Annotated in this window: 27 protein-coding genes; 20 read left to right on the forward strand and 7 right to left on the reverse strand. The window is 46.6% G+C overall.

Annotated elements, in window-relative coordinates; genetic code table 11:
* Positions 1-15: 15 nt before the first annotated feature.
* On the reverse strand, positions 16-477 hold the full coding sequence (locus tag BLU47_RS05160) for a GAF domain-containing protein (protein ID WP_091959359.1): 462 nt from the start codon (positions 475-477) through the stop codon (positions 16-18).
* A gap of 312 nt (positions 478-789) precedes the next feature.
* Between BLU47_RS05160 and rpsF the strand changes: the two genes are divergently transcribed.
* From rpsF to rplI, 3 genes are read left to right on the forward strand one after another with little or no spacing between them, the layout of a single operon-like run.
* Complete coding sequence (gene rpsF / locus BLU47_RS05170; RefSeq protein ID WP_091959365.1) at positions 790-1,134, forward strand: 30S ribosomal protein S6; 345 nt, start codon at positions 790-792, stop codon at positions 1,132-1,134.
* A gap of 3 nt (positions 1,135-1,137) precedes the next feature.
* The gene (gene rpsR, locus BLU47_RS05175) at positions 1,138-1,404 is read left to right on the forward strand and encodes a 30S ribosomal protein S18 (RefSeq protein ID WP_072289855.1); all 267 of its coding nucleotides are present in this window, start codon (positions 1,138-1,140) and stop codon (positions 1,402-1,404) included.
* An 18-nt stretch (positions 1,405-1,422) separates the two neighbouring features.
* Positions 1,423-1,950, forward strand: a complete 528-nt coding sequence (rplI, locus tag BLU47_RS05180; RefSeq protein ID WP_091959368.1) for a 50S ribosomal protein L9 — start codon at positions 1,423-1,425, stop codon at positions 1,948-1,950.
* 84 nt (positions 1,951-2,034) lie between these two features.
* On the opposite strand, the gene BLU47_RS14520 is transcribed toward rplI, so the two are convergent.
* Together BLU47_RS14520 and BLU47_RS05190 are read right to left on the reverse strand one after the other, a co-directional pair.
* Positions 2,035-2,385: a hypothetical protein gene (locus tag BLU47_RS14520; protein WP_143025470.1), complete on the reverse strand. Its 351-nt coding sequence runs from the start codon at positions 2,383-2,385 to the stop codon at positions 2,035-2,037.
* Complete coding sequence (locus BLU47_RS05190) at positions 2,328-3,677, reverse strand: S28 family serine protease (RefSeq protein ID WP_091959374.1); 1,350 nt, start codon at positions 3,675-3,677, stop codon at positions 2,328-2,330. The genes BLU47_RS14520 and BLU47_RS05190 overlap by 58 nt, the downstream gene beginning before the upstream one ends.
* A gap of 228 nt (positions 3,678-3,905) precedes the next feature.
* On the opposite strand from BLU47_RS05190, the gene BLU47_RS05195 reads away from it, so the two are divergent.
* A complete protein-coding gene (locus tag BLU47_RS05195; protein WP_091959378.1) occupies positions 3,906-6,587 on the forward strand; it encodes a mechanosensitive ion channel family protein in 2,682 nt (893 codons plus the stop codon).
* A 137-nt stretch (positions 6,588-6,724) separates the two neighbouring features.
* Here the strand turns inward: BLU47_RS05195 and BLU47_RS14720 are convergent, their stop codons facing one another.
* The 3 genes from BLU47_RS14720 to BLU47_RS05210 all read right to left on the reverse strand — a co-directional run bounded on the left by BLU47_RS14720 (position 6,725) and on the right by BLU47_RS05210 (position 9,053).
* Entirely contained in the window at positions 6,725-6,835 is a 111-nt protein-coding gene (locus BLU47_RS14720) for a smalltalk protein (RefSeq protein ID WP_176780460.1), read from the reverse strand.
* Positions 6,836-6,889: 54 nt separating this feature from the next.
* Entirely contained in the window at positions 6,890-7,441 is a 552-nt protein-coding gene (locus BLU47_RS05200) for an HU family DNA-binding protein (RefSeq protein ID WP_091959381.1), read from the reverse strand.
* 1,057 nt (positions 7,442-8,498) lie between these two features.
* Complete coding sequence (locus BLU47_RS05210; protein WP_091959387.1) at positions 8,499-9,053, reverse strand: hypothetical protein; 555 nt, start codon at positions 9,051-9,053, stop codon at positions 8,499-8,501.
* A 191-nt stretch (positions 9,054-9,244) separates the two neighbouring features.
* Here BLU47_RS05210 and BLU47_RS05215 point away from each other — a divergent pair, with 191 nt between their 5' ends.
* The 5 genes from BLU47_RS05215 (at position 9,245) to BLU47_RS05235 (ending at position 13,068) form a co-directional block, all read left to right on the forward strand.
* Positions 9,245-9,499, forward strand: coding sequence for a hypothetical protein (locus BLU47_RS05215; protein WP_091959390.1), 255 nt, complete (start codon positions 9,245-9,247; stop codon positions 9,497-9,499).
* 5 nt (positions 9,500-9,504) lie between these two features.
* A complete protein-coding gene (locus BLU47_RS05220) occupies positions 9,505-9,795 on the forward strand; it encodes a hypothetical protein (RefSeq protein ID WP_091959393.1) in 291 nt (96 codons plus the stop codon).
* Between the two features lie 12 nt (positions 9,796-9,807).
* Complete coding sequence (locus tag BLU47_RS05225; protein WP_091959396.1) at positions 9,808-10,878, forward strand: toprim domain-containing protein; 1,071 nt, start codon at positions 9,808-9,810, stop codon at positions 10,876-10,878.
* Entirely contained in the window at positions 10,875-11,504 is a 630-nt protein-coding gene (locus tag BLU47_RS05230; RefSeq protein WP_091959398.1) for a hypothetical protein, read from the forward strand. The genes BLU47_RS05225 and BLU47_RS05230 overlap by 4 nt, the downstream gene beginning before the upstream one ends.
* Before the next feature lie 142 nt (positions 11,505-11,646).
* Entirely contained in the window at positions 11,647-13,068 is a 1,422-nt protein-coding gene (locus BLU47_RS05235; RefSeq protein WP_091959401.1) for an AAA family ATPase, read from the forward strand.
* A gap of 181 nt (positions 13,069-13,249) precedes the next feature.
* Here BLU47_RS05235 and BLU47_RS05240 read toward each other — a convergent pair whose 3' ends face one another.
* Entirely contained in the window at positions 13,250-13,651 is a 402-nt protein-coding gene (locus BLU47_RS05240; RefSeq protein ID WP_091959404.1) for a hypothetical protein, read from the reverse strand.
* 568 nt (positions 13,652-14,219) lie between these two features.
* On the opposite strand from BLU47_RS05240, the gene BLU47_RS05245 reads away from it, so the two are divergent.
* The 11 genes from BLU47_RS05245 to traK all read left to right on the forward strand — a co-directional run bounded on the left by BLU47_RS05245 (position 14,220) and on the right by traK (position 24,986).
* The gene (locus BLU47_RS05245; RefSeq protein WP_143025471.1) at positions 14,220-14,720 is read left to right on the forward strand and encodes a hypothetical protein; all 501 of its coding nucleotides are present in this window, start codon (positions 14,220-14,222) and stop codon (positions 14,718-14,720) included.
* 13 nt (positions 14,721-14,733) lie between these two features.
* A complete protein-coding gene (locus BLU47_RS05250; RefSeq protein ID WP_091959410.1) occupies positions 14,734-15,105 on the forward strand; it encodes a DUF4134 family protein in 372 nt (123 codons plus the stop codon).
* Between the two features lie 167 nt (positions 15,106-15,272).
* Complete coding sequence (locus BLU47_RS05255) at positions 15,273-15,626, forward strand: DUF4134 domain-containing protein (protein ID WP_091959644.1); 354 nt, start codon at positions 15,273-15,275, stop codon at positions 15,624-15,626.
* Entirely contained in the window at positions 15,626-15,925 is a 300-nt protein-coding gene (locus tag BLU47_RS05260; RefSeq protein WP_091959412.1) for a DUF4133 domain-containing protein, read from the forward strand. The genes BLU47_RS05255 and BLU47_RS05260 overlap by 1 nt, the downstream gene beginning before the upstream one ends.
* Before the next feature lie 69 nt (positions 15,926-15,994).
* Positions 15,995-18,934 (forward strand): TraG/VirB4 family ATPase, encoded by a 2,940-nt coding sequence (locus tag BLU47_RS05265; RefSeq protein WP_255402096.1) that lies wholly within the window; start codon positions 15,995-15,997, stop codon positions 18,932-18,934.
* A 12-nt stretch (positions 18,935-18,946) separates the two neighbouring features.
* A complete protein-coding gene (locus BLU47_RS05270) occupies positions 18,947-21,502 on the forward strand; it encodes a coiled-coil domain-containing protein (RefSeq protein ID WP_091959418.1) in 2,556 nt (851 codons plus the stop codon).
* On the forward strand, positions 21,489-21,671 hold the full coding sequence (locus tag BLU47_RS05275; RefSeq protein ID WP_091959421.1) for a hypothetical protein: 183 nt from the start codon (positions 21,489-21,491) through the stop codon (positions 21,669-21,671). The genes BLU47_RS05270 and BLU47_RS05275 overlap by 14 nt, the downstream gene beginning before the upstream one ends.
* The gene (locus BLU47_RS05280; protein WP_091959424.1) at positions 21,668-22,426 is read left to right on the forward strand and encodes a hypothetical protein; all 759 of its coding nucleotides are present in this window, start codon (positions 21,668-21,670) and stop codon (positions 22,424-22,426) included. The genes BLU47_RS05275 and BLU47_RS05280 overlap by 4 nt, the downstream gene beginning before the upstream one ends.
* 38 nt (positions 22,427-22,464) lie before the next feature.
* On the forward strand, positions 22,465-23,178 hold the full coding sequence (locus tag BLU47_RS05285; RefSeq protein ID WP_176780461.1) for a DUF5045 domain-containing protein: 714 nt from the start codon (positions 22,465-22,467) through the stop codon (positions 23,176-23,178).
* Between the two features lie 56 nt (positions 23,179-23,234).
* On the forward strand, positions 23,235-24,359 hold the full coding sequence (locus BLU47_RS05290; RefSeq protein WP_091959429.1) for a hypothetical protein: 1,125 nt from the start codon (positions 23,235-23,237) through the stop codon (positions 24,357-24,359).
* A gap of 12 nt (positions 24,360-24,371) precedes the next feature.
* On the forward strand, positions 24,372-24,986 hold the full coding sequence (traK, locus tag BLU47_RS05295) for a conjugative transposon protein TraK (RefSeq protein ID WP_091959432.1): 615 nt from the start codon (positions 24,372-24,374) through the stop codon (positions 24,984-24,986).
* Positions 24,987-25,010: the final 24 nt, after the last annotated feature.

Raw genomic sequence — 25,010 nt, forward strand, 5'->3', positions numbered from 1 at the left:
CCATCCTGTTGCTTGTTATTGGTAAATGGTTTCGGTCAGCAGTTGGCAGACGGCTTCCAGTCCTTCCTGGTCAGTGGCGTCGAAGGTGCCGAGCTTCTCGCTGTCAATATCCAAGACGGCAACGACCTCGTGTTCCTTATTATATATAGGGACGACAATCTCGCTCTTCGATTCGGAGCTGCAGGCGATGTGTCCTGGAAACTGCTCCACATCAGTCACAACCTGGGTTCGGCGCTCAGCCCATGCTGTTCCGCAGACACCCCTTCCGTGGGCAATATGATAACAGGCTACAGGTCCCTGGAATGCTCCTAACAGCAGTTCACCATTCACCACGCGGTAGAAACCAGTCCACCAGAAGTGGAAGGTCTGGTGAATCAGTGCAGCTGTGTTGGCCATCACGCTAGTCTCGTCCGTTTCTCCCTGTATGAGTCCGCTCAGTTGGAGCAGTAACTCACGGTATTGTTCTTTCTTGTCCATCTTGCTTTAATATAAACTGTCCCGCTTGATACTGTGAATGTGTAGCACGATACCCAGTAGGATACAAACCAGTCCTGTGAGCAACATTCCGTTGTGATGGGAAAGATGCCCGAAACGAGTTGCCGCAAGTACCAAAGTACCTAAGACAATCAGAATCAGACCGATGTTTTTGCCGATTTTCTTCATGAAAACGTTAAATTTTAGGCAAAAGTACGAAATTATTATGAATTATACATTAAGAATTGCAAATTATTTCGTACCTTTGCAGCCGCAAATTGCAAAAATAACATTTTTTTATTTAATTAAAGTAGTATGAATCAATACGAAACCGTTTTCATTTTGACTCCCGTTTTGTCTGATGAACAGATGAAGGAAACGGTCGCTAAATTCAAGAAGGTTCTGACCGATAAGGGTGCAGAGATTCTGAACGAAGAGGCCTGGGGACTGAAGAAGATGGCTTATGCTATCCAGAAGAAATCCACTGGCTTCTACTGCCTGATGGAATTCAAGGCTGAGCCAGAAGTGATTAAAGTTTTGGAGACTGCCTTCCGTCGTGACGAGAAGATTATCCGTTTCCAAACAGTTAAGCTTGACAAGTATGCCATCGAGTATGCTGAGAAGCGTCGTAACAAACTTGGTAAAAAAGAGGAGGCTTAAATTATGGCACAAGAATCAGAAATCCGTTATCTGAACGCTCCTTCTATCGACACGAAGAAGAAGAAGTACTGCCGCTTCAAGAAGAGTGGTATCAAGTACATTGACTACAAGGATCCCGAGTTCCTGAAGAAGTTCCTGAACGAGCAGGGTAAGATTCTGCCCCGTCGTATCACCGGTACCTCTTTGAAGTATCAGCGCCGCGTGGCTCAGGCTGTTAAGCGTGCACGCCAGATCGCTCTGCTGCCTTATGTAACTGACATGATGAAATAATTAAGGAGGAGGACGAATATGGAAATTATACTGAAAGAAGATATTATCGGACTGGGATATAAGAACGATATCGTAAACGTTAAGTCCGGCTATGGTCGTAACTACCTGATTCCTCAGGGTAAGGGTGTTATTGCTTCTCCTATGGCTAAGAAGATTCTCGCTGAGAACCTGAAGCAGCAGGCTCACAAGCTGGCTGCCCTGAAGGCTGATGCAGAGAAGAAGGCAGAGTCACTCAGTGGTGTTGCTCTGTGCATTGCCGCCAAGGTTAGCGCTACCGGTCAGCTCTATGGTTCTGTAGGTGCCAATCAGGTTGCTGAGGAACTGAAGAAGCTTGGCAAGGAGGTTGATCGTAAGATCATCACCATGAAGGATGCTAAGACCGTTGGTGATTTCGTAGCACTTGTACACTTCCACAAGGAGGTTACTGTTGAAATCCCCGTTAAGGTTGTTGCCGAGGGTGCTCCCGTTGAGGAGAAGAAGGCAGAGGCTCCCGTTGCTGAAGCAGAGGCTCCCGTTGTTGAGGAGGCTGCTCCCGTAGAGGAATAATCCGCTGTAAAGCAAATCATAGTTATTATACAAAAGAAAGAGGCTTCTCGCAATGAGAAGCCTCTTTCTTTGTTCCTTTCCTTCTTACTTAACGATCAGTTTGTTGCCGTTATGGATGTATAGGCCTTTCTGTGTCGGCTTGCCCACGATGCGACGACCGCTGAGGTCGTAGTATATGTTGCTGTCAGTACCTTCGGCAACCTTCACGGAGCTTACCGCCGTTGTACCATTATACATATAGATTGTCGGATCGTTATAGGTCACCATGACAATATCATCATCCAGTACACCCACACTGAGCTTGTACATGATGCCCTCCTTCAGATTCTTGAAGCCGAAATTGCCAGAGGGACTGTCTCCCCCCTTGGCGTCATGGCCTAATATATATAGGTTCTGATGTAATCCATCACCTCTTGCTTCACATCGGCCGGACAATAGGCTGGGTCATTGATCTTGGGGCTATGGACACCTATAGGGTTGATGATCATCTTGGCGTTGGGGCCTATCTTTTCAGGCTTACCAGCCGACCATGGGTCGTCTTGTGAATAGTAGAAAAGAAGGGGTACGGTGGAGTTGACAAAGAAGTTCTTGGACATATCGGTACGGACGCTGTTGTCGTAGTACTTCACCAGCCAGCGGTCTTCACTGTGCAACTCGGACGGCAGCACATTCTCTGGCTTGAAACTGGTGCCCTCCAACAGATCGGCGAAGTAGTCGTAGCCTACGTTGGGGAAACCTTGTTCCTTTGCACAATCCACGAAGTAGGTATAGAGGTCTTTGTTTCTGAAACCAGCAATATTATTGCAAATCGCCGCTACTAATGAGCTCTCTGTCTCGATGATAGACTCTATACCCTTTTTCTGCTTGCTGGGGAGCGTGTACTGAAACAATGTGAAGAAGGTGTCGAAGGTATTATAAACATATTCGGCAAACGACGGAACGGGTAGTTCCTTTTTCTTAAACTCCTCGCAGGCTTTCTTATAGAATCCCTCTTCACCATCCTTAAGAGCGATGCGAATACTCTCTTTCATGATGTCGCGCAGTTCTTTGGTGCTTACCTCGTTAAAGAGATATTCTCCGTAGCGTTTGTCGTCAAGACTTAAGTTGAAAGGTGAACAGAAGGCTGCGGCCAAATCCATATCGCCTGGATAATAATAGGCATAATCTATTGAGGACTCGCCACTCTTGCTGGTGCCAAAGCTCATCCACTTCCCCTTGAAGATAGGCTTCAGGGCCAGATAGACGGCGTGGAGGTCGGCTGAGGCCTGGGCGCTCGTTTCAAACTCCCACTTCCCTCTGTCCTGATTGAAGGATTCGCCGAAGTTGCGATGCTCCACGTGCACCATGTTTGCTTTCAGGTTGATTCCAATATCTTCAGCATCATGGAATTGTTTCCAAATATAACCCTCCGTCACCAGGATGGTGGGGCGGTCGAACCCTCGGAACAGGATGCTCACCTTCTGCTTGAATTTGTCAGCGTCGGGCTGGTTGTGGTTTACAGGCTGTTCAATAAACATACTGTATTGCGAGAGGTAATCCAGTTCACCCTTCTTCTTCCTCTCCATCGCCTCCTTGTCTGGATTCTCCTTGATGTCCGAGAAGAGGTGAGTGTTGGCCAGCGCCTCCTCGAGGGTTGTGTTAACAACAGGGTTGTCGCTATTGTCAGTACACGACGCGATGCTCAGGGCTATCACCAGAAGCATCCAAAGTTTTAAAGTATTCTTCATTGCCTAAACTATAGTTTACTGCAAAGATACATATTTTTTTAGAACAGACAAGGTGATAGCCGTTTTTTTGAAAATCTTTGTCAGAATAAATGGTGGTGACAAAGCCGGTAACCGTACAAATGGACAGTGATATTAGTTTTAATTTCATAAAAAATGGTTTGGATGTTCAGAATAATTGTGTATCTTTGCACCTGACAATCAAATTTTGCTAGTATTTAGATAGACAATATGAAAAAGTCTCTGCTCGCGATAACCCTTGCAATATGTGTGTGCTCCCTCCCGCTCATGGCTGTCGTGAGTGGCCGTTCGTTGACGAATACGCTAAAAGACCTTTGCGCGGAACTGCAAGCTGCCTACCAACAGCGCTCAGCTGCACAGCAGCGTTTCAATGAGGATTTTGAAGGCCAGCACAAGAAGATGATTGACGTCATTACCGAGTCAAACGAACTGTCGATCCTGCTCTACACGCAGGAACAGGAGATGACGTTCGACCTTGCCTACGCTTTGAAGAAGGTGACTGCCGACTACAAAGACTTCAACGCGAACCGCAGACCCTATGATCACATTGTCAGCAATCTGAACTATGAGATAGACCGCAATGCCCGACTCATCGAGGCTCTGCGCCGACTGCCACCGATGAAGAAGGAGATAGAGGTGGAAATCGTGCCCGACAGCCTGTTGTATCGCAACGACTCATTGGACGTCCACCTGACAGACTCGCTCTCATCATTGGAAAAGGAGGTTATCAGGATTGCCTTTAAGGATTCGCTATCGGCTCCCTTTGTTCTCGACTCAATTGGTGAGACACTGCGTGACTCCTGCATCTTCTTCGTTTCTGAAATCCTGAAGATGAATGCCAAAAACCGCGCTACCGTAATAGCCGACAGCACACACTATCAAGAGGCATATCTGCGTTTGAAGGAAACCTACGACTATGCCGTTACACGCTATCGGGAACTAGAACGTTATATCTTTGTGGATGGGCAGACACCATTCTTGGAAATTATGGCTAATCCCGGTTACTATTGGGAGAAAGCCAAGGTCGACTTGCGTGGACAGTATAGCCTCAAGGAATTAGACAGGTGTCTCGATGAAAGCGACCGTGATAAATCTGCTGCTGAGAAAGATGATGATGATGCCACTTTCTTCCAGCATCTATCCAGCAAGGCTGAGAATACGTTGTTGTTGATTATCTGTGTCTTTCAGGTTGTCGTTTTGGCTTTCTTCTGGCTGCTGATGCTGCTGGTGCTCTGGCTGCTATACCGCTATACCCGGCTGAAACGCTATGTCCCCAAGAAGAAGTTGTCCATCATTTCGATACTGACGGGTACCATCATCTACTTCCTGGTGTTTGGCTTCTCCTTGTATGGCGACGAATACATTAATCTGGGCGTAGAGCACGTCAATACCTTCCTGTGGCTACTCATAGCCATCTCAGCATCACTGCTGCTACGCGTCAAGCCCGACCAGTTCCGACAAGGTTTCCTGCTCTATTCTGCCACATTCCTGGTGGTTCTGATCATCATTTCCTGTCGCATCACCTTCGTGCCTGACAAGCTAATGGTCATCCTGTTTCCACCTATCCTGGCGCTCGTCGTCATTTGGCAGTTATGCTGCTGTATTTGGGTCAGCGGGAAAGCTACATCCATCGACCGCACGTTGGGGTGGGGTGCATTAGCCGTCTATCTGGTCGCTTTCGTATTTGCCTTCCTGGGCTATACCTTTGTGTCATTGCTCATTCTGGTGTGGTGGTATTTCCTGTTGGCTGCCTGGCTGACAGTCGTCTGCATCCAGGACCTGTTAAACCGATACAAAGAACGCTGGCTGGACAAGCGGGTTGACAGCATGCGCAAACGCATCACCTACGTGTCGGGCGAAGACCGCGAGTCGTTGCTCTTTGGCGCCACCTGGTTCTACGACCTCATCCGTCAGGTGGTCATCCCAGCCCTCGTGCTGTTCTCCCTGCCGTTGTGCGTGCGCCTGTCGTTAAGCATCTTCGACTTTGACGACCTGTTCGTCAAGTTTTACGAGAATCCCTTTGTCCATCTCTCCGACGCCAATGGGATTGAGACATTAAGAGTCTCTGCGCGGAGCATTGTCTATCTGTTGGCATTCTTCTTTGTCCTGCGTTATGTCAGTCGCGCTGTTCACGCCACATGGCAATATGCCCGCTACTTTACCTTCATGCACAAGCATAACCGCACCTCCATACGTCCCAATGAGATCAACCTGTCGTTGGGCAACAGTATTATCAGCGTACTCATCTGGATGCTATTTGCGATGGTTGTCATTTCCGTATGGCAGATTCCTACTGGCTCACTCGGCTTGATTGCGGGAGGTTTGTCGGCAGGTATCGGTCTTGCACTGAAAGACGTTATCAACAACTTCATCTACGGCATCCAGCTGATGGGTGGACGCCTGCGAGTAGGCGACTGGATTGAGTGCGACGGCATTCGTGGCAAGGTGACAGCCATCAACTATCAGTGCGTACAGGCTGAGACCATCGAAGGCACGGAAATGTCATTCCTCAACTCGTCGCTCTTCGGCAAGAACTTCAATAATCTCACTCGCAACAATTCGTATGAACTTACCACCATCACCGTAGGCGTGGCCTATGGTACCGATATCAAACATGTGCGCCAAGTGTTGATAGACGGTATGCAGAAAATGCGTACCAAGGATCATTACGGCCGTGAGATAGTCGATCCCAAGTACGGCATCAATGTAGTCGTCGGCCAGATGAGCGATAGCGCTGTGGATATCAATGTGAAGCAATATGTGCTGGTGGCAGAGCGTATCGGCTATGCGGACCGTGCCAAGGAAGTGATTTACGAAACCCTCACTGACGCAGGCATCTCCATCCCCTTCCCGCAGTGTGAAGTACATCTAGTCTCTGACGCAAAGGAATAACAAGACCTGAATATACGGAAAATGGGGCTGTCCACACAAGGGCAGCCCCATTTCTCTTTTTTGTCACCACCGTCCGCTTAGAGCAGTGCCAGTGGTCCGTGACCCATGCACGTTTAGAGCCCCTTGGTAAGGGGCGGCTATAATGCGGGGTTATAGCCTATACACGATACTGTCCCAAATGCCGTCAGCGCAGCCGTCAGAATACTGACAATGAACTGCAAAATCGTCTTCCAAGTCTCTTTCTTCATAGATTAAATATTAATTCTTCAATTCTTCAATTCTTCAATTTTTCAATTCTTCACTTACCCTTCGTCCACGCCGTCTACGATGCTACCGCTGTCACCACCACCCTGGTTCCCGTTCCCGTTATCGTTATCGTTCCCGTTCCCGTTATCGTTCCCGTTCTCCGGATCCTCCACGTCGCCGCTGTCGTCGGAGGTCACGCGCTTCAGCACGTTGCCGTCCTCGTCCAGGCAGGTAATCTGGATGGAAGTGTTCTTCAGCTCGTCCTTCAGCTCCACGTTAGGCGTGAAGATGATGCGGCGCACGCTGATGAGGCTGGTCTTTACGTCCTCGAGGTCGGCAACGGCCTTCGAGCGGACGCCGAAGCGCATGGTTCCCAGTCCGGGCAGAGGGATGGAGTGACCTTCGGTCGCCCACGTACGGATTACTTCACCTGCAGCATCCCAAGCCGCCTTGATCACACCTGCAGAGATTCCGCTGTGGGTGCTGGCCTCCGCGAACACCTTCTTCTCCTGGATGGGGATGTAGAGGTCGGGACGCATCACGAACTTCTTGCCAGGATTCTTACCCAATTTCACTTCACGTCGTTGTGCAATTACTTTAATAGCCATAATTTTTAATAATAAGTTAGTTAGACATTTGTAAATAATTTTGTTAATACTCTCGTTATCGCCTTGTTTCGCTTCCAGAAGGCGCTGTTAAGGAAAACAATTGCTTAGGCAGGACTCCGACTTTAACTGTTGAATCAATCGGTATCAGTAAAGAATCACATAAGGGCGATATAGCAAATAATCTAGTTACAAAACAGAGAGATAGAAGTATTAATAATGCTCTTTTTCGTTTCATTTCAGAATGAGAATTTATCACTTTGATGACTATTATTCAACTTACTTTGCAAAAATACAAAAAAAGAGTGGCAAAATTGACTTAGTAATTTTTTTTTTGAGGAAAAGAACGTTATTTTTCAATTTATTCATTGAATTTTGCTTGAAAAATGCTATCTTTGCCGTATAAAAATTGTATTTGATATGGTAACTAAAGATCTGAACCGTTTGTAAATTAGTATGTCTAAGCATTCAGAATACACGTCTGATTGTCACGCTTGGTTATTGATAAGTCTTGAAAATCAGCAGTTTATATATCTTTTTGATAATGCGTAAGTCTTATTTTAGTAGTTCCACTTTTGGATATGATTACCATTTTTGGAAATAAAATTGGCGCAAAATGTTTTAGATAAAATATACAAGTCGATTTCTTGGTATTTTGTAATGATGTAATTACTTAAGAATCAGATGCTTGCAACTGGTTTCCATCTAAAGATTCTTAATTTGATTTTGCGCCAATTTTGCGCCAATATTTCCTGTTTTAACACATAATCGTTGGAATTTAAGTTAAAATTAAGTTAACATCTTAATTTAAGGATAAAAAGGAAAACCTTGTAAGTTGTTGACCTACAAGGTTTTGTGAGGGTGCCCGGACGGACTCGAACCGTCGACATTCAGAACCACAAGCACTGATGCCGATTCTCTCGGACTCCCTTTGTACAGTGCAAAAACACGATAGTCTCAAAACAGCGTTTGCGGCTATTTTGCGGCTATCGTTATTTCGGGATTGAAATTTGCAATTTGGCACTTTTGTTTCTTTAACTTAAATTGTTAAATTTCATTACTACTTCGAAGTAAGGTCATCAAGATGCTTTCTCAATGCTTTTTCAAGCTCATTTTTGCTACCTTTCTCCAGCTCCAGTAAGGAAAGAATCCTGTCGGTTTCTTCCTGTGCTTTGGTCAAATGTTGCTGTGCATTGGACAAATGTTGTTGCTCATTAGCTATCAACTGATGAGCGAATCCAATTTGTTTTGCAAGCTCGGCCATGGTCTTACCGTTAGTAAACATCTGGTCGATGAGTTTATCAAGTGACGATGGACTAGCGGAAAAAGATGATGGTGCGTCCTCGTCTTCTGTTTGAACACTTTCCTTGCCAAACAATCCCTGCCTTGTATTGCGAGGCTCGCAGATCATCTCACCATCACCTGTTTTGAACCACGTTTCATCGATGTCGTTGTAGATGGCAAGGATTCTCTGGACGGCCTTTTTGGAAAGGTCACGTCCTTCACTTCTTGATTTTCCAATCATCCCTATTGAAAATCCAAGGTCTTTAGTTGCACGATTGTCGTTCAGATGCTTGAACGTCATGTACTCGTCGAATCTGTCGATAATTCTCATATTTCAGTGAAAATATTTAAATTTCTGTTAATCTGTCTTTATAAACATAGAATATTTAGCGTTTTACTTTGAAGAATTAGAAGTTTTAACGTACCTTTGCGGCCGATTTCAAAATTCTCCGAACAGGATAACGCAAATTCTGCTGCAAAGATAAACAAAATTTTTAAATTTCAAAACAAAAAGACGAAAAAATGTTGAACTTAGGTACAAAATTTCAGCAAATGAGGCAAAAAAGGATAGAAGATTTCTGCCGTGATTATATCACGTTTGCTCCTGAAATAAAGGCAAAGCAGGTTTCTGCATGGAAAGTTGTCTGCCAAATTGCAGAAAAGTATGAAGTTGCGCCAAATACCGTCTTTACTGCTTTGAGAAATAAGAAGTTTTATTGTGGCAAACAGAATCCCGTCTGTCAGGAGGCGATGGATAAGTACATCAAAAATTTATAGAAAATATGGAAATTTCACTCTCAGATTTGAAACGTATCATCACCACTGCTGCTGAAATTGGCGTGGAAAACTATATGAAAGTTAGAGATCCAGAGTCAGATATGATGAAGCAGGCTGATGCCAAACGCTATCTCTCGAAACTCGGAATCCAGCCGGTCATGCTTCACAAGTGGGCAGACCAAAAGCTACTTACCCCCGTCAAGACAGGGGATGCCCAAAATTCGCCTGTCATGTACTCTCTTGCTGAGATTAAGCAGGTGATATTCAGTTTGCAGACATTTCAGTTGATACGATAGCTCCGAATTATCATGGACCAGATTGATCTCATCTTAGACAAGACCAACGGAGGATTAAAAGTCTTCCAGGAATATCTCGGTAAAACCGTTGCTCCTGGAGTGAAGTTTAAGAATCCGTTCTACGATGATACCAGAGCCAGCTGCAACTTGTATTATGGCAAGAAATGCGGCAGGTATTTCCTCGTAGATTTCGGCGACAGTACTCTTCGAGGTGACTGTTTCTGGTTTGTCGCCAGATGGGAGAATCTGGATGCCAAGAATGATTTTGATGAAATACTTCGTTTGATTGACAGGAAGCTATGCCTGAACATTTTCGACGATAGAAAACCGATCCTTGCGTCAAATAACAGTAAGCCTGTGGTTGTGCTTGCCAATGACCATCAGAACGTTCCCAGTAAGGAACTGCCTTTTGAGATTGTGACAAATGCGTCACTGTCACAACTTGATTTACAGTACTGGGGGCAGTATGGCATCGACAGCGCAACGTTAGCTAAATTCTCGGTCGTTAGTGTGAAAGCATTCCATTCCCGTCGGTCGGACGGAACCCCATATAGTATTTGCGATGATGGTCATCCGTTCTTTGGCTACTTCTTTAACGAGGGAAAGGGTGTGAAGATATACAGGCCAGGACAGCAGATGCGCTTTGTCTATGCCGGTCACCTCCCCCATCCCTACGTCTTCGGACTGAACCAGCTGCCTCCAACGGGCGATGTGCTTTACATCACTGGCGGCGAGAAGGATGTTCTCAGTCTCTCTTCACATGGTTTTCATACGATTTGTTTAAATAGCGAGACGGCGAAGGTTCCTGAGAATCTTTTGCCGTCTCTTCGCGAGCGGTTCAGCCACATCGCCATTCTCTACGACATGGACGATACTGGGCGCAAGGAGTCGGCAAACCGTATGAATGAGCTGAAAGAACATGACTGTCCGAGTGTCCTTAATATCGAGTTGCCTCTCTGCGGCAGCAAACAGGAGAAGGACATCTCGGATTTCTTCCGCCTTGGGCATACTGTCGATGAATTGAAAGACTTAACGGAAGAGGCCATTACAAAACAATGTCAAAGCTACCATAGAATGCGATGAGTACTGAAAACGGCGAGTTAAGAAGGCGGCTTGGACTAAAACATGCTGTCAAGGTACGTAAGAATGATAGATTCAGCAAAAGTGATCGTGCTTTGCTGAAAGATTACAATCTTGACGAGAAAGAGGTGTCAAAATACTGTTCAAGCGTTGATTTCGAGTGTATGAACCGCTGCTTTCACGGCATTGGCATCAGGAATCTGCACAATGGTCTGGAGTTTTTCAACGATGATGAGTTTGTCACGCCTAAGACCATTGGCGTTTCAGGTCTTATTGTTATAGTAAACACCATGTCTCAGCCGAAACGTTCATGCCTGATGTTCATGGACTTCAAGGATTTGCTGGCCTATCTTACGCTGAGGAAGCACTATCCAGCGGTAGCGATGACCAGAGTACCCAAGAAGTCTGACTATATCGTTCTAAACGAGATTGAGAACTGGCAGTACCTGTTTGCAAGAATTGGTGAATACGACACAATATATTGTTTCTTTCCCAATACGGATTTCGGAGGCACGCTAACCAAGACCATCGATTCGCTTCATGAGGGAAAGACAGTAGATTACTCGACCCTCTACCCCGGCTGCAAATCACTTACAGACTATCTCCAGTTACAAAAAGGACGCATATAAATAGACATTCTTGGCTATCCAAAGCAGTTATAATAAAAGTTAAATTATGGTCTATACTCTGCGGAATCTTTAAATTTTTGCCACTTTCCGCAGAGTATAAGCATATTTTTTGTATCTTTGCAGTCACAAAACGTATCTGAACATGCTGATAGGTAGAAAAAAGGAACAAGAGCAGCTTCTCAGCGCAATGCGTGAGGAAGATTCGATGTTTGTGGCTGTGTATGGTCGCAGACGTGTTGGCAAGACATATCTTGTCAGAGAAACATTCGCCAACAATTTTACTTTCTATCATACGGGATTGGCAAAATCGCCGATGAAAAAGCAACTGGCTGCCTGGAAATTGTCACTTCGTGAGTACGGCATGAAGAAACCCGCAATGCCAAAGACCTGGCTTGAAGCTTTTGATATGTTGAAAGACATTATCCGGCAATCCGAAGAACCCAAGAAAATCATTTTCATTGATGAAATGCCTTGGATGGATACCCAACGCTCAGGGTTCATTCCTGCATTGGAGAATTTCTGGAACGGGTGGGCCTCGGCCAGAAAAGACATTATCCTCATCATCTGTGGTTCGGCAACCTCTTGGATTATCAACAAAGTAATCAAAGATCATGGCGGGCTACACAATCGGGTAAACACGAAGATTCACTTGCAACCCTTCACCATGAATGAATGCGAGAAATACGCCATTCACAGGAAACTGGGCATGAATCGCCGCCAATTGATGGAGTGCTATATGGTGATGGGAGGCATTCCATTCTATTGGTCGAAACTTGAACGAGGCTTAAGCCTTGCCCAGAACATCGACAACCTTTTTTTCAACCCAGACGGCGAACTTGTCAACGAGTTTAACGAGCTTTATGCCTCACTATTCAAGAATCCTGCGCCATACATCAAAGTCGTCAATACCCTTGGAACCAAGCGCATAGGAATGACGCGCGAGGAACTTATCACCGAAGGCCGTCTGTCGGATAACGGAAAGTTGTCCGAGATACTTGAAGACCTCGAAGCCTGTGGCTTTATCCGCAGATACAAAGCCTTTGGTCAGAGATTGAAAGGCGCGATGTTCCAGCTTATCGACTCATATACATTATTTTATTATAGGTTCATCAAGCAGAACAGACAGGACGATGAACACTTCTGGTCATCCCAGGCGGGCACCCCCATCTATTACAACTGGTGCGGTTTGGCCTTTGAGCGCATCTGCCTGCTCCATGTCTCTCAGATCAAGAAAGCCCTTGGCATATATGGAACCATCAGCACCGTCTGCTCTTGGCGTTCATGCAATAGTGCCGCAGGTCAGAAGGGAGCGCAGATAGACTTGTTGATAGACCGTAGCGACAATGTGATTGACATCTGCGAGATGAAGTTTACAAAAGAGCCGTATGAGATGGATGCTACTGAGGATGCCAAGATACAAAACCGTCGTTCTCGATTCATAGAAGAATCTGGAACGGACAAAGCCATCCATCTTGTTCTGGTATCAGCTGCAGGAGTAAAGCGCAACAGCTATTCTGACGAATTCCAGTCAGTAATCACTGCTGAATCATTGTTTGATGCATAAAAAAATAGCCTATACTCTGCGGAAAGTGCCAAAATTTGATAGATTCCGCAGAGTATAGGCGTGTTTTTTCGAGTATGTGAAGAGATTGAGTCCACAAAACACTTTCTTATGAGGCATAAGGCTGATACATCTTATGTATCACACCTATTGCCATCATCAGAAATTGAGAAGTTTGTTTGTTCTACTTGCAGAGTGTCTGTAAGTCAATATCGACATTTTGCTTGTTAGCAATTGCCAAAAGGTTCTGCAGATGGTGCACATATAGCACCTCGACTTCACGGAAATGAGGTTCTCCGTCAAAAACGACCTTATTGCTGTCGCCAAGCAAAGGATGAATGTACGTGATGGGATTGGTTAAGGTTTTTACCCATCCGTTCTTCTCCAGCAATTCTGCAGTCAGAGGCACAGGATCCAGCCCGTCAGGAATCAGCGTCACCACATCCTCTGGCGACGGGTCATCAGCACAAAACAAATTCCCTTCAACGTGTATGCCATCCTCTTCTTTGTAAAGGGCCGTCACTTGCGCTATGTCCTTACTGCTTCTTACCCATGCCCCTATTGTCAGTTCTTTACTATTTACCATCTTATATATTTTGTGTTATTTTTGTAATCAGAATTGATTTCTGCAGGTATTAACCTACATTTCCGTATACCTATGGGTACAGGAACAATCAAATAATACCAAATATGTAATACGAACTACCCTCAAAGGTATGTCAGAACTATGCATACCTCATGTATGGAAGCCATCTCACATGAGCCAAGAACTGTGGCTTCCATCCCTTCTGATTTGTAAACCCGGAATACTTTGTTATCCTTACCATATAAACTTTTTTACTTGTCTTCACGGAAATTCCGTACAGAACTGTATTGCGGGTGCAAAAGTAATGATTTTCATTGAATATATAGTAATAATTTGGATAAGTTTAAACCTTTTAACTTATATTATGCAATCACCTCTTAATATTCATTGTATTCAAAATAATTTTATGCTAAATCAGGAACGTATTTCTAACATCAATCTCCAAAATGTCTGTATTCACCCTCCAAAATGTTAAAATTTCAATTTTTTCTAATAATTCCTGCTTGATTTCTAAAATTGTAGTTCCTTTGCAGCCGAAAAGATTAATTATTTAAAGGATAACAGAAAAATGAGCGCATTCGCAATTTTTGCAGTTGTACTGACTTTCGCCTACGCGATATATTATGCGGTGGTGATTTTCATGGACATGACCCGCAACGAAGGTCAGAAAAGTGAAATGGAAGACATTGACATTCCTGGCATGGCATCAAAGGTTCCTGACGAGCCTCCTACAGAAGTTGTCGAGACTGAGGATGGCCGTTATGCCATTCCCAAGTCTGGTGAGGGAGCTAATGCCGATAATGCCGGAGAATCCAAAACGAAAACTAGCCAGAAGCAGCCCGATCAGCAGCCGACTTCAACTGGTTCTACTTCTGCTGACAAGCCAGCAGCACCGGCCACATCAGGCAATACTGCCGATAAAGTGATTCAGAAGCTGGAGAATGAGATGCATCCCGTTCCTGTGGAGTCAGAAGCAGAGTTCTTCACGGATGAGATGCTTGGCATCCTGGCCAGCGGTGGTGTTACACCTGCCGGACAGCAGATTGATGCAAAACAGATGACCTATTAACTATTGTACGGCTATGGCATCAAGAGGAGTAAGAATCATCATCACCTTATTATATATAATATGTGTGACGGCACCAGTATCGGCACAGTCCCTTGTTGACGGTGGTGCAGTGGACTATAACATGGGAGCCGAGGGACTATATAACATGACGGAGTTCCTATTGGTAATGATGCATTACGTAACCCTTGTGGTCTTTTGCATAGGTGCTCTTACTGCCCTCGTTGATGCCTTTCAGATCTATGTCAAGATGAACAATCAGGAAGGTGACGTATCCAAGAGCATTTTGAAACTCTTTGGGGCCTGCGTGTTCCTGCTGATAGCCACCTACGTCCTGCCTGGATTCTTCGGCATAGTACGGTCAGACAATGTGATGTTCAGTTGGTAAGAACCACTCCTTCGGGAGTCCCTATATTCGTTTTTTAATCTATAAGTTTTTTCGTTTTTTAATCTATCGGTTTTTTATAAACTTCATTAAATTACAAAAAACAAATGGTTATTAAAAATTTCGTGAATTGTGTAAAAAGAGGTGTTAAATCAGGATTTAACAAGGTGATGGACAGCCGTCCTGTACGTTGCTGTGTAGGTGTCGCTCTTGGCTTGTTCGCCAGTACGTGCAAGGCATTGGCAGACAGTGGCGCAGGCTACGAGGCTGGTAAGAACGCCATCAGCCAGGCATCTGAGCAGATTGCCCAGTACGTCCCCATCGCCACCAAGCTCTGCTATGCCATTGCTGGTGTCGTGGCCATCGTCGGTGCCATCTCTGTTTACGTGAAGATGAACAACGAGGAGCAGGATGTCAAGAAGTCGATTATGATGATCATCGGTGCTTGTGTGTTCCTGATTGCAGCAGCTCAGGCTCTGCCTCTGTTCTTCGGTATTGAAGATGGTGTAATCACAGGCTTCTAATGAATCAATTCGCAAACAACGATTATCCGGAATACCCAGTATTCAAGGGGCTGCAAAGGCCCCTTGAATTCATGGGGCTCCGAGGTCGCTACATCTACTGGGCAGCCAGCACAGCAGGAGCGGCCATCTTGTCGTTCATCATCATCTATTCGCTCATGGGCTTCGTCATCGGCCTTATTGTGCTGACGGTCATCTGTGCCATTGGTATCTCGATGATTATCTTCAAGCAGATGAAGGGGCTTCACACGAAGAAGGTGTATCACGGAATCCTCGTCTATAAGCGGGATTCGGAAATATAGGAATATTCGTAGCAATACGGAAATATATCAATAAGGTAATACAGTAATATTTCAATATAAGAATACGCTATGACCGTTTATGTCGTTTTGGTTTTCCTCTCCGTCCTTTGCGGAATGGCCGTGTCTGTCAAGGTTTTCGGCACGGGAGGCAAACGCTCTAAGGTCTTCGAGGATATCTACTTCTCCGTCGAGAATGTTGATGGTGTCGGCATCATCTACACCAAGACTGGCGACTACTCCGCACTGATGGAGATACGCAATCCCGTGCAGAAATACTCTGCCGATACAGACAGTTATTATGAGTACTCCCAGCTCTTCACGAAGATCTGCCAGTCACTCGGCGAGGGCTATATCATCCAGAAACAGGATATCTTCATCCGCAAGAGTTTCGATGCGAAAGGCTTTATGAAAGGCAGTGCATCCTTCTTGTCACAGGCTTATTTCCGCTATTTCAATGGCAGGAAATACACGGATGTCAAGACAGTCCTCTGCATCACGCAGGAAAACAAGAAAAGCCGTCTCTTCACCTATGACAGCAAGAAATGGAATGAGTTCCTTGACAAACTAAGCAAGGTTCATGACCAGTTCCATGATGCCGGTATGAAGGCTCAGTTCCTCAATGTGGAGAAATGCCGTGACTATGTTGACCGCTATTTCGCCATGAACTTCCGCGATCCTGATTACTCGATGAGTAACTTCAAGGTTGATGGCGAAGACATCTGGATGGGTGACAGGCAATGCCGTGTGTTCAGTCTGGTGGACGTTGACAACATCAACCTGCCCACAGTCATTCGTCCTTATTCGCTGATGACGGTCAATAACAGTGAGATGCCTGTTGACCTGTTGGCAGGTATCGACAATATCCCCGGCATTGAGTCAGCCGTCTATAACCAGGTTATCTTCATGCCTAACCAGAAGCGGGAACTGGGAATGCTCGACAAGAAAAAGAACCGTCACAGCTCTATTCCCTCTCCCAGCAACCAGCTTGCCGTTGAGGATATCAAGAATGTGCAGAACATCATTGCCCGCGAGAACAAGCAGTTGGTCTATGCCCACTTCAACCTTGTCGTTACCGTTTCAAGGGATTCCAGCATGGCCAGGGTCACGAACTATCTGGAGAACTTCTTCAGTAAGATGAATATCCAGATTTCCAAGCGTGCTTACAACCAGCTTGAACTGTTCGTTTCCAGTTTCCCCGGCAACTGTAGCCAGCTCAGTCCCGATTATGACCGTTTCCTGACGCTCAGCGATGCAGCCCTCTGCATGATGTATAAGGAGTGTCAGCAGAAAAGTGAGATGACTCCCCTGAAGTTCTGGTACACAGACCGTCAGGGTGTTCCCATATGTATGGACTTCACGGGCAAGGAAGGTGCTGAGAAGATGACCGACAACTGTAACTACTTCGTCCTTGGCCCCAGTGGAAGCGGTAAGAGCTTCTTCATGAATACTGTCATGCGCCAGTTCTTCGAGCAGCTGACGGATGTAGTCATTGTTGATGTCGGTAACAGTTATCAGGTGCTCTGTCAGGTTGCAGGAGGCATCTATATCTCCTATACCAAGGAACATCCTATCTCCATGAATCCCTTCAAGGTCACGAAAGAGGAATATGACAAGAACTTCGATGAGAAGAAGAACTTCATCAAGAGCCTGATTTTCCTCATTTACAAAGGTCAGGAGGAATACACCAAGGTACAGGAAACGGTCTTGAACAAGGTCGTCTTCGAATACTACGAGGAATACTTCCATCCCTTCGATGGCTATAGCAAGGAAGAGCGCGAGGAGCTGCGCGAACGTCTGCGTCTGGCCGACAAGACCAGCGGAGCCTATGAGAAGTTCGTCAAGGAACAAAACGAGAAGTTCCGCCAGGAGCAGGAGGCCAAGGCTGCCGAGACCGACACCAAGACTGATGCCGAGGACGATTCAATGAGAGACCGCACGATGGAGAAAATTGAGAAGCTGCGCAACCTGGCCAACGACCCTGCCGCTGCCGAGGGTGAGGTCATTGCTGCCAACCGCCAGATTCAGCGTCTCATGCCAGAGACCATGAAGGATCGTTATCTGATGGAGCTTGACCATCGCATCGACGAGATGGAGGAACGCCGGAAGGAACTGCGTGTTGAAAACCTTAGTTTCAACACCTTCTATGAGTTCTCCCTTCAGCGCATCCCCCAGCTTCTGGAGGAGATGAATCTGGATGCCTCCAAGTTCGACATCCATGACTATGCAGCCGTGCTCTCCACCTTCTACAAGGGCGGCGAGTATGAGGAAACCCTCAATAGCGATATGGAAACCTCCCTCTTCGATGAGCGCTTCATCGTCTTCGAGTTAGACCAGATTAAGGATAATCCCGTACTGGCTCCTATCGTGCTGCTTATCATCATGGACGTTTTCACCCAGAAGATGCGTATCAAGAAATGCCGTAAGACGCTGGTGATTGAAGAGGCATGGAAAGCCATTGCCACCCCGTCGATGGCCGAATATATCCAGTACCTCTACAAGACTGCCCGTAAGCACTGGGCTTCCGTCGGTGTGGTCACTCAGGATATTCAGGACATCACGGGCAATAAGATTGTCAAGGATGCCATCATCAGCAACTCAGGCGTGTTTGTCCTGCTCGACCAGAGCAAGTTCAAGGAGAAGTTCGCGCCTATTGCCGATACCTTGGCCCTGACAGAGACCGACAAGAAAAAGATCTTCACCATCAACCGTCTGGAGAACAAGGAAGGTCGCGGACAGTTCAAGGAGGTCTTCATCAAGCGTGGTAATGTCAGCTTTGTCATCGGCGTGGAAGAGCCTCGCGAGTGCTATATGGCCTATACGACGGAGAAGATCGAGAAGGAAGGCCTGATGCTCTATCATGACCAGCTTCATTGTGACTTCGGAGAGGCCATCCGTGCCTATTGTCAGGATTGGGAGCGCAGTGGCATCCAGAAACCTATCGAGTTTGCCCAGAAGGTAAAGGCGGAGGGAAGAGTTCTGAACCTTCCCCCGAAGAAATTTGCAGCTTAATATTTGTCAGTCATGAAGATTCGTTTATATATCCTGTTAGCTTGCGTCCTCCTCTCCCATCGTGTGATGGCTGTTTATTACAGCATCAACATCGACTACAAGACAGCCGCTGCCATGATGGCTGCCTATAATGCGGAAGCTGCTGTTGAGCTGATGGGTGACGAGAGTGTCAGGGAGATGCTGAAGCATTACAAGAATGCAGAGATTGCTACGGCAGGCATCTTCCTGACCAAGTATATGGATTATAAGCATCTTCGTGACGCTGGCAAGTTCAGCGATGCACAGGAGAATGCTTATTACAAGCGTATCTACCGTCTTGTCAGCCAGAATATCATCCCGAAGACCTGGGATGTGGCCAAGCTGATGATAAAGTACCCTGACAGTGCGCCTTACTGGGTTCCCTTCCTGATCAAGACCTGCGAGGACACCAAGAGCCTCTGTATGCAGTTCGAGAGTGTTGTCACCAATAACAAGCTCTCATTCGGCAGTATTCCGTTCCTCACCGTCAATCAGGATGTAAAGGAAATATTCGATATGTCCAAGCTCGGCGGTATGGACTGGGAGACCACCTTTGACAACCTTTCCACGATGGCAGACAGTATCACTGTGGATGACTTGAAGATGGATATGGAGGATATTGCGGCTATGGGTGCTGCCTTGGCCAGTGCCGGTGGCGTTAATGAGCGGTTCTTCCAGAACAGCCGTGTCGGTCGTCTCTTCAATGGTGCTCCCCAGACCATCTATTCACTTTATACGACGGCTGGCCAGTTTATGGATAACATATCAAGGGCTACGGCAGAAGGTGATATTCTGGGGCTGCTCGGAACTAACGACTCTATTGCCTTGATTCATCTGTTTAATGTCGGCGAATACGATATTGACCAGTTTATCTCAGACTACGAGGCAAACGCCAACAACAGCTATTATACGCAGAGATACTATATCTACAGTCAGGACTCAGGAAGCGAGACCCTGTGCCGCTATGAACCGCCGACGGACGACAACAGTGTGATTCACGGCTCAGAGTGGACGCGCTTTGACACCACCGATCCAAACTTCTATCCGAATGCCTCACAGCGTGAACTGGCCCTTTCCAACTCAGAGAACTATGCCGGTTGGTCACGCAGCCGTGTGAACCAGATGAACCAGTCAAATGACGGAAATCAGTATAACATCAGCTATTACCAGCATGCCTATATCATCAGCAGGAATGGCAATCAGAGGCAGAAGTCATACGCTTACTCTATCATGGTGACGAAGAGCTGGAACCATAAGGAAGAGGTCTATGAGGATGTCTATGACAGCTATAGTATGGATCTGAATGCCTTTCTTTCTACGATGAATGCCAAACTGGACTACTATAACAAGCTGCATGAGGATGACGGTTCAGGCATCCGCTATTATCTGGGTATGGATAGCAAGAAATACTACCAGGCTACCGATGCTGCCCACATCAAAGGCGTGTCATCGGTCATCTATACCGTTCATTGTACCGATGGCCAGAAACTTGGCGAAGGAAGCACCTCTTGGAAGGAAAACGGCAATCAGGGAAAGTCCCTGAGTGAGGCCAGTAAGCGCTTCGCGATGGAAACCAGTCTCTCGGATGACGATGATCCTGTTGGGGAACTGGATGAAAAGCTTAGAGACAAGCAGAAGGTTATTGATGACCTCGAAAGTCAGATATCCGTTCTGGAAACGGAAAAGAACAATATATCCACCCAACTCCGTGACCTCGGCTATGATGCAGATTTGATGGCCAAGTTCCGTGAGTTGGAGAGTCAGATTGATACCCTTGAAAAGCAGCTGAAGACTGCAAAGGATGAATATAAGCAGATCGAAGAGATACGCGACGAAGCCCTGAATGACTATGCCGACGTGGAAGATGAGAAGACCCGCATTCCCGCCATCATGCATGATGTCCAGGCAGCCTACCATATCACTTGGGATGGTGAAGGCTACTGGAGCGGCTATGAATATATCAGGAAGGGAAAGATGAGCGGTATGGAGAGTATCGTTACCTTCCGTGCCAAGCTCAGTCTCGCACGTAAGCCCAGCTATTTCCTTGGCATCCGCTATCACCGTGCCATCCTCCAGATTGACTGGGAGCTGACTACCGAATACAGCTATTCGGATGTTGTGGATATGATGGAGCTGGATATGGATATTACCGATGAGGAACGTGCGCAGATTGTCAATCAGCGACTGTCAGAGCTGGCACAGGATTATCCGTCTTGTACTGTTGAAGCAGACTACAGGAAAGGCAAACAGATAGATGCCGAGGAAGAGGATGGGATGCCCCATTTGCTTTGGGCCAGTGACCGTCTGGCCATTGCCCGTGACATCGAATCGCGTCTTGTCAGCATCTATGCCAAGCTCGCCATGCTGGAGAGATATATCATGACTAGCAGAAGCCTGAAGAGTATGGTCATGAATACCATTCTCAACGGCATCGACCACAGCAAGCGCCGTTCAATCGGCATTGAAGCCCTGAACAGATGGAAGGAAAGTGCCGGACAGGCTATGCTGCCCAGAAACAGAAGAGAGGAAGGAGAATATGCGGAAGATTAGTAATGCCGTTTCAGCAGCCATTAGAAAGTGGACTGGCCGTTGGTTTGACGAAGACAACCAGCGTCTTGTCTGGTGTTTCTTCTATGTCTGCTATAGTGCCCTGCTGATGCTTCTCGGTTCGCTTCTGTTTATGATTCTGATAGACATTATGGAGGATTATAGCAAATGAAAAGGAGAAAGACAAACATTTTAGGAAAGTGGCTTACCATTCTTGTCCTGGCGGTTGCCATGCCGCAGAACCTGATGGCTCAGTATAACTTTGACTTTGAGACTGTCGAGGCACTTATCCGTGACCACAAGCGCATCCGTTCGGTGCTGATGGTCAGGGACGGTATCGAGCATGCCAATGAGGTGCTTCACCAGTATAGTAAGAAGTCCGTGGAGAATCACTATGAGGTCAATGTTGATCTCGATGAGTTCACACGGCTCTTCGATGTCCTTGATCTGATGGCCAGCAGTGCTACGACGGTCATCAATGCCGTTGATACCTATTCCGATGTGAAAAAACGTATCAACGACTACAAGACGCTGCTCAACGAATATAACGAGAAAATGTTGCTTCGGGGGAATATCATGCCTGGCGACACGATGATTATCAGCACAGGGACAAAGGCCGTCGAGCGGATCTATGAGGATGGCAAGAATATCTATACCTCGATGACCGCCATTGTCGCCTACGGCACAGGAAAGGTTCCCTGTAATACTGCCACGCTTCTGAGTATCGTCCAGCAGATTGACGAGTCCTTTGATGACATCCGTAAGACCCTGAACACGGCCTATATGATCACATGGAGATACATTCAGCTTCGTCTGGCCTATTACAAGGCAGAGGTCTATAACAAGAGAAGTGTCCGCGAGGTCAGTACGGAAGCCTTGGAGCGATGGAAGGCATCCTCCAAAGATGCCCTGAGAAGAAGGAGATAAAGCAATACGGAAATATATCAATACGGTAATATATGAATATGAAAAGACAAACATTGATGATGGCCTTGCTATTCGCTGTATCGGCAGGAATCAAGGCGCAGAGTGTCACCTACAACCATGATGAGAGTGTTCAGAATCAGGTGACTATTCAGGAAACAGGCGCAGGTAGTTTCACGCCGGATCTCTATTATGATGCGTTTCACAAGAGCTACCGCAACTGGGCACCAGAGCAGAACAAACTGTCCTTCCGCACACTGACTGTGGCCGCGATGAAACTGCAGGAACCCTATGCAGAGAAGATTGACTCCAATCTGACCAAGCGAATGAGGGTTGAAGCGGAAAACCTCCTTGACCGAGAGGTGGACGCTGCATGGCTGGTAGAGAAAGGTAAGGTCAACAGTGCCCTTTCCACCTTCAGGGAGCATGTTGAGAGCATCACCCTCAATGGTGGCAACTACAAGACCTATGAAGACTGGAAAGAGACCTATGACATGGTTGTTTTCGGCATCCAGTGTATTCAGGACGGCTATATGCCAAACTCAGAAAGGGAGCAACAGTATATGCAGGCCTATAAGGATGTCCGTGCCAAGGATGTGAAGTTGGTCAAGCTGCTTTCCTTATTGAAGTCCAGCCACCATCACTACTGGAGTTCCCATACGCTGCAACGCAAGGAGAATGTGGTGCGCAACAGCGGACTGAACAGCCTGACCCGATGGAAGGATGCCGCTGTTCAGGCCATGCAGAGAAAGTAACATTGTCTAATCAATAAAAGAAACAAGATATGCCAGATATTGGAGATGTGGAGCCGATGGTTGACCAAGCCTTTGAGTTCATGGGTGTCGGCCTCTTAGAAGATGAGATAGACGATGTTATTTTCCAGACAAACCAGTTCCTGCTGAATTCGGATTTTATTGGCTCAAACGGGCCTTTTTGGTGGATTCTCCAGATGAGTATGTGCCTAGCAGCCCTGTTCTCAATCATCATGGCTGCAGGAATAACCTATAAGATGCAGGTCAGGCATGAGCCTCTTGATGTCCTGAAGATCCTGAAGGTGCTGGGTGTGTCTTTCATTATGATGTTCTGGTACCCGCCAACGACAACCGGCATCGGTCCCCAGAACGTGGACGGCAGCTTTTTGAGTCTGCTCTCATATATTCCCAACTGTATCGGTAGCTACACGAATGCTCTCTACGAGACCGAGGCAGCACAGGTACAGCAGAAGTATGATGAGGTAGTGCCATATATCAAGCAGCTCAATGACAGTGTGACAGCCAAGAGAGAGGAATACACCTTCCTGCTCGATAAGCTGAAGAATACCGATGACTCTGCCCTTGACATGGGAACTGCCGATGATATGAGACAGCAGGAAAAGGAGATTACGGCACAGTATGCCAAGGTTGTGACGGCTGGAACCATCGTGTTCCTCGACAAACTCCTGATGTTCCTCGCCCTGATTATCTACCGTATCGGCTGGTGGGCGACGATGTACGTCCAGCAGATCCTGTTGGGTATGCTGACTATCTTCGGCCCGATACAATGGGCGTTCTCCCTCCTTCCCAAGTGGGAAAGCTCCTGGGCGAAGTGGACTACACGATACCTGACAGTCCATTTCTACGGAGCCATGCTCTATTTCGTCGGCTTCTATGTCCTGCTGCTCTTTGACATTGTGCTCAGCGTACAGTTCGAGGACTTGAAAGCCGCTACGGATGTAGGCACGTCCGTTACGGAGTATATGGGTGATGCTTTCTTCTCAGCGGGTTATATGCTCGTGGCCAGTATCGTTGCCCTGAAATGTCTGAACCTCGTTCCAGACCTTGCCGCATGGATGATTCCAGAGGGTGACACAGCCTTCTCCACACGAAACTTCGGTGAGGGTGTTGCAGCACAGGCCAAGGCTAGTGCCACTGGTGTAATCGGATCAATAACAAGATAAAAAAATAAAGATATGGTATTAAAGAATGTAGAGAACAAGATTAAGCTTGTGACGATTGTCTGCTCCATTTTCCTTGCAGGATGTATCGTTATCAGCCTTGGAGCCGTCTTTACGGCCAGGCAGATGGTCAATGATGCCCACAAGCAGATTTACGTGTTGGACAGCAATGTGCCTATCCTCGTCAAGCAGACCCCGCAGGAAATGACGCTGGATATAGAGGCCAAGGCAGACATTGACATGTTCCATCACCTGTTTTTCACCCTTGCCCCTGATGACAAGTATATCCGCTATACCATTGACAAGGCCATGTATCTTGTCGATGAGACGGGACTTGCCCAGTACAATGCCCTGAAGGAGAAAGGCTTCTACAGTCACATCATGGGAACGAACATGCTGTTCAGCATCTTCTGCGACAGTATCAAGTTCAACCGTGACTCACTCACCTTCACCTATTATGGCCGTCAGCGTATCGAGCGACGCTCCACCATCCTCTGGCGACAGCTAATAACAGCCGGACAGCTGAAACGTGTGCCGAGGACGGAGAACAACCCATACGGACTCTTGATCATCAACTGGAGAACCCTTCTTAACAAGGATCTCGAAGAGCGCAAGAAGAGTGACTACTAAATGATTGTCGATTTTTAAACTATA

Source organism: Prevotella sp. tc2-28, from assembly GCF_900107705.1.
In the GTDB taxonomy this organism is placed as follows: domain Bacteria; phylum Bacteroidota; class Bacteroidia; order Bacteroidales; family Bacteroidaceae; genus Prevotella.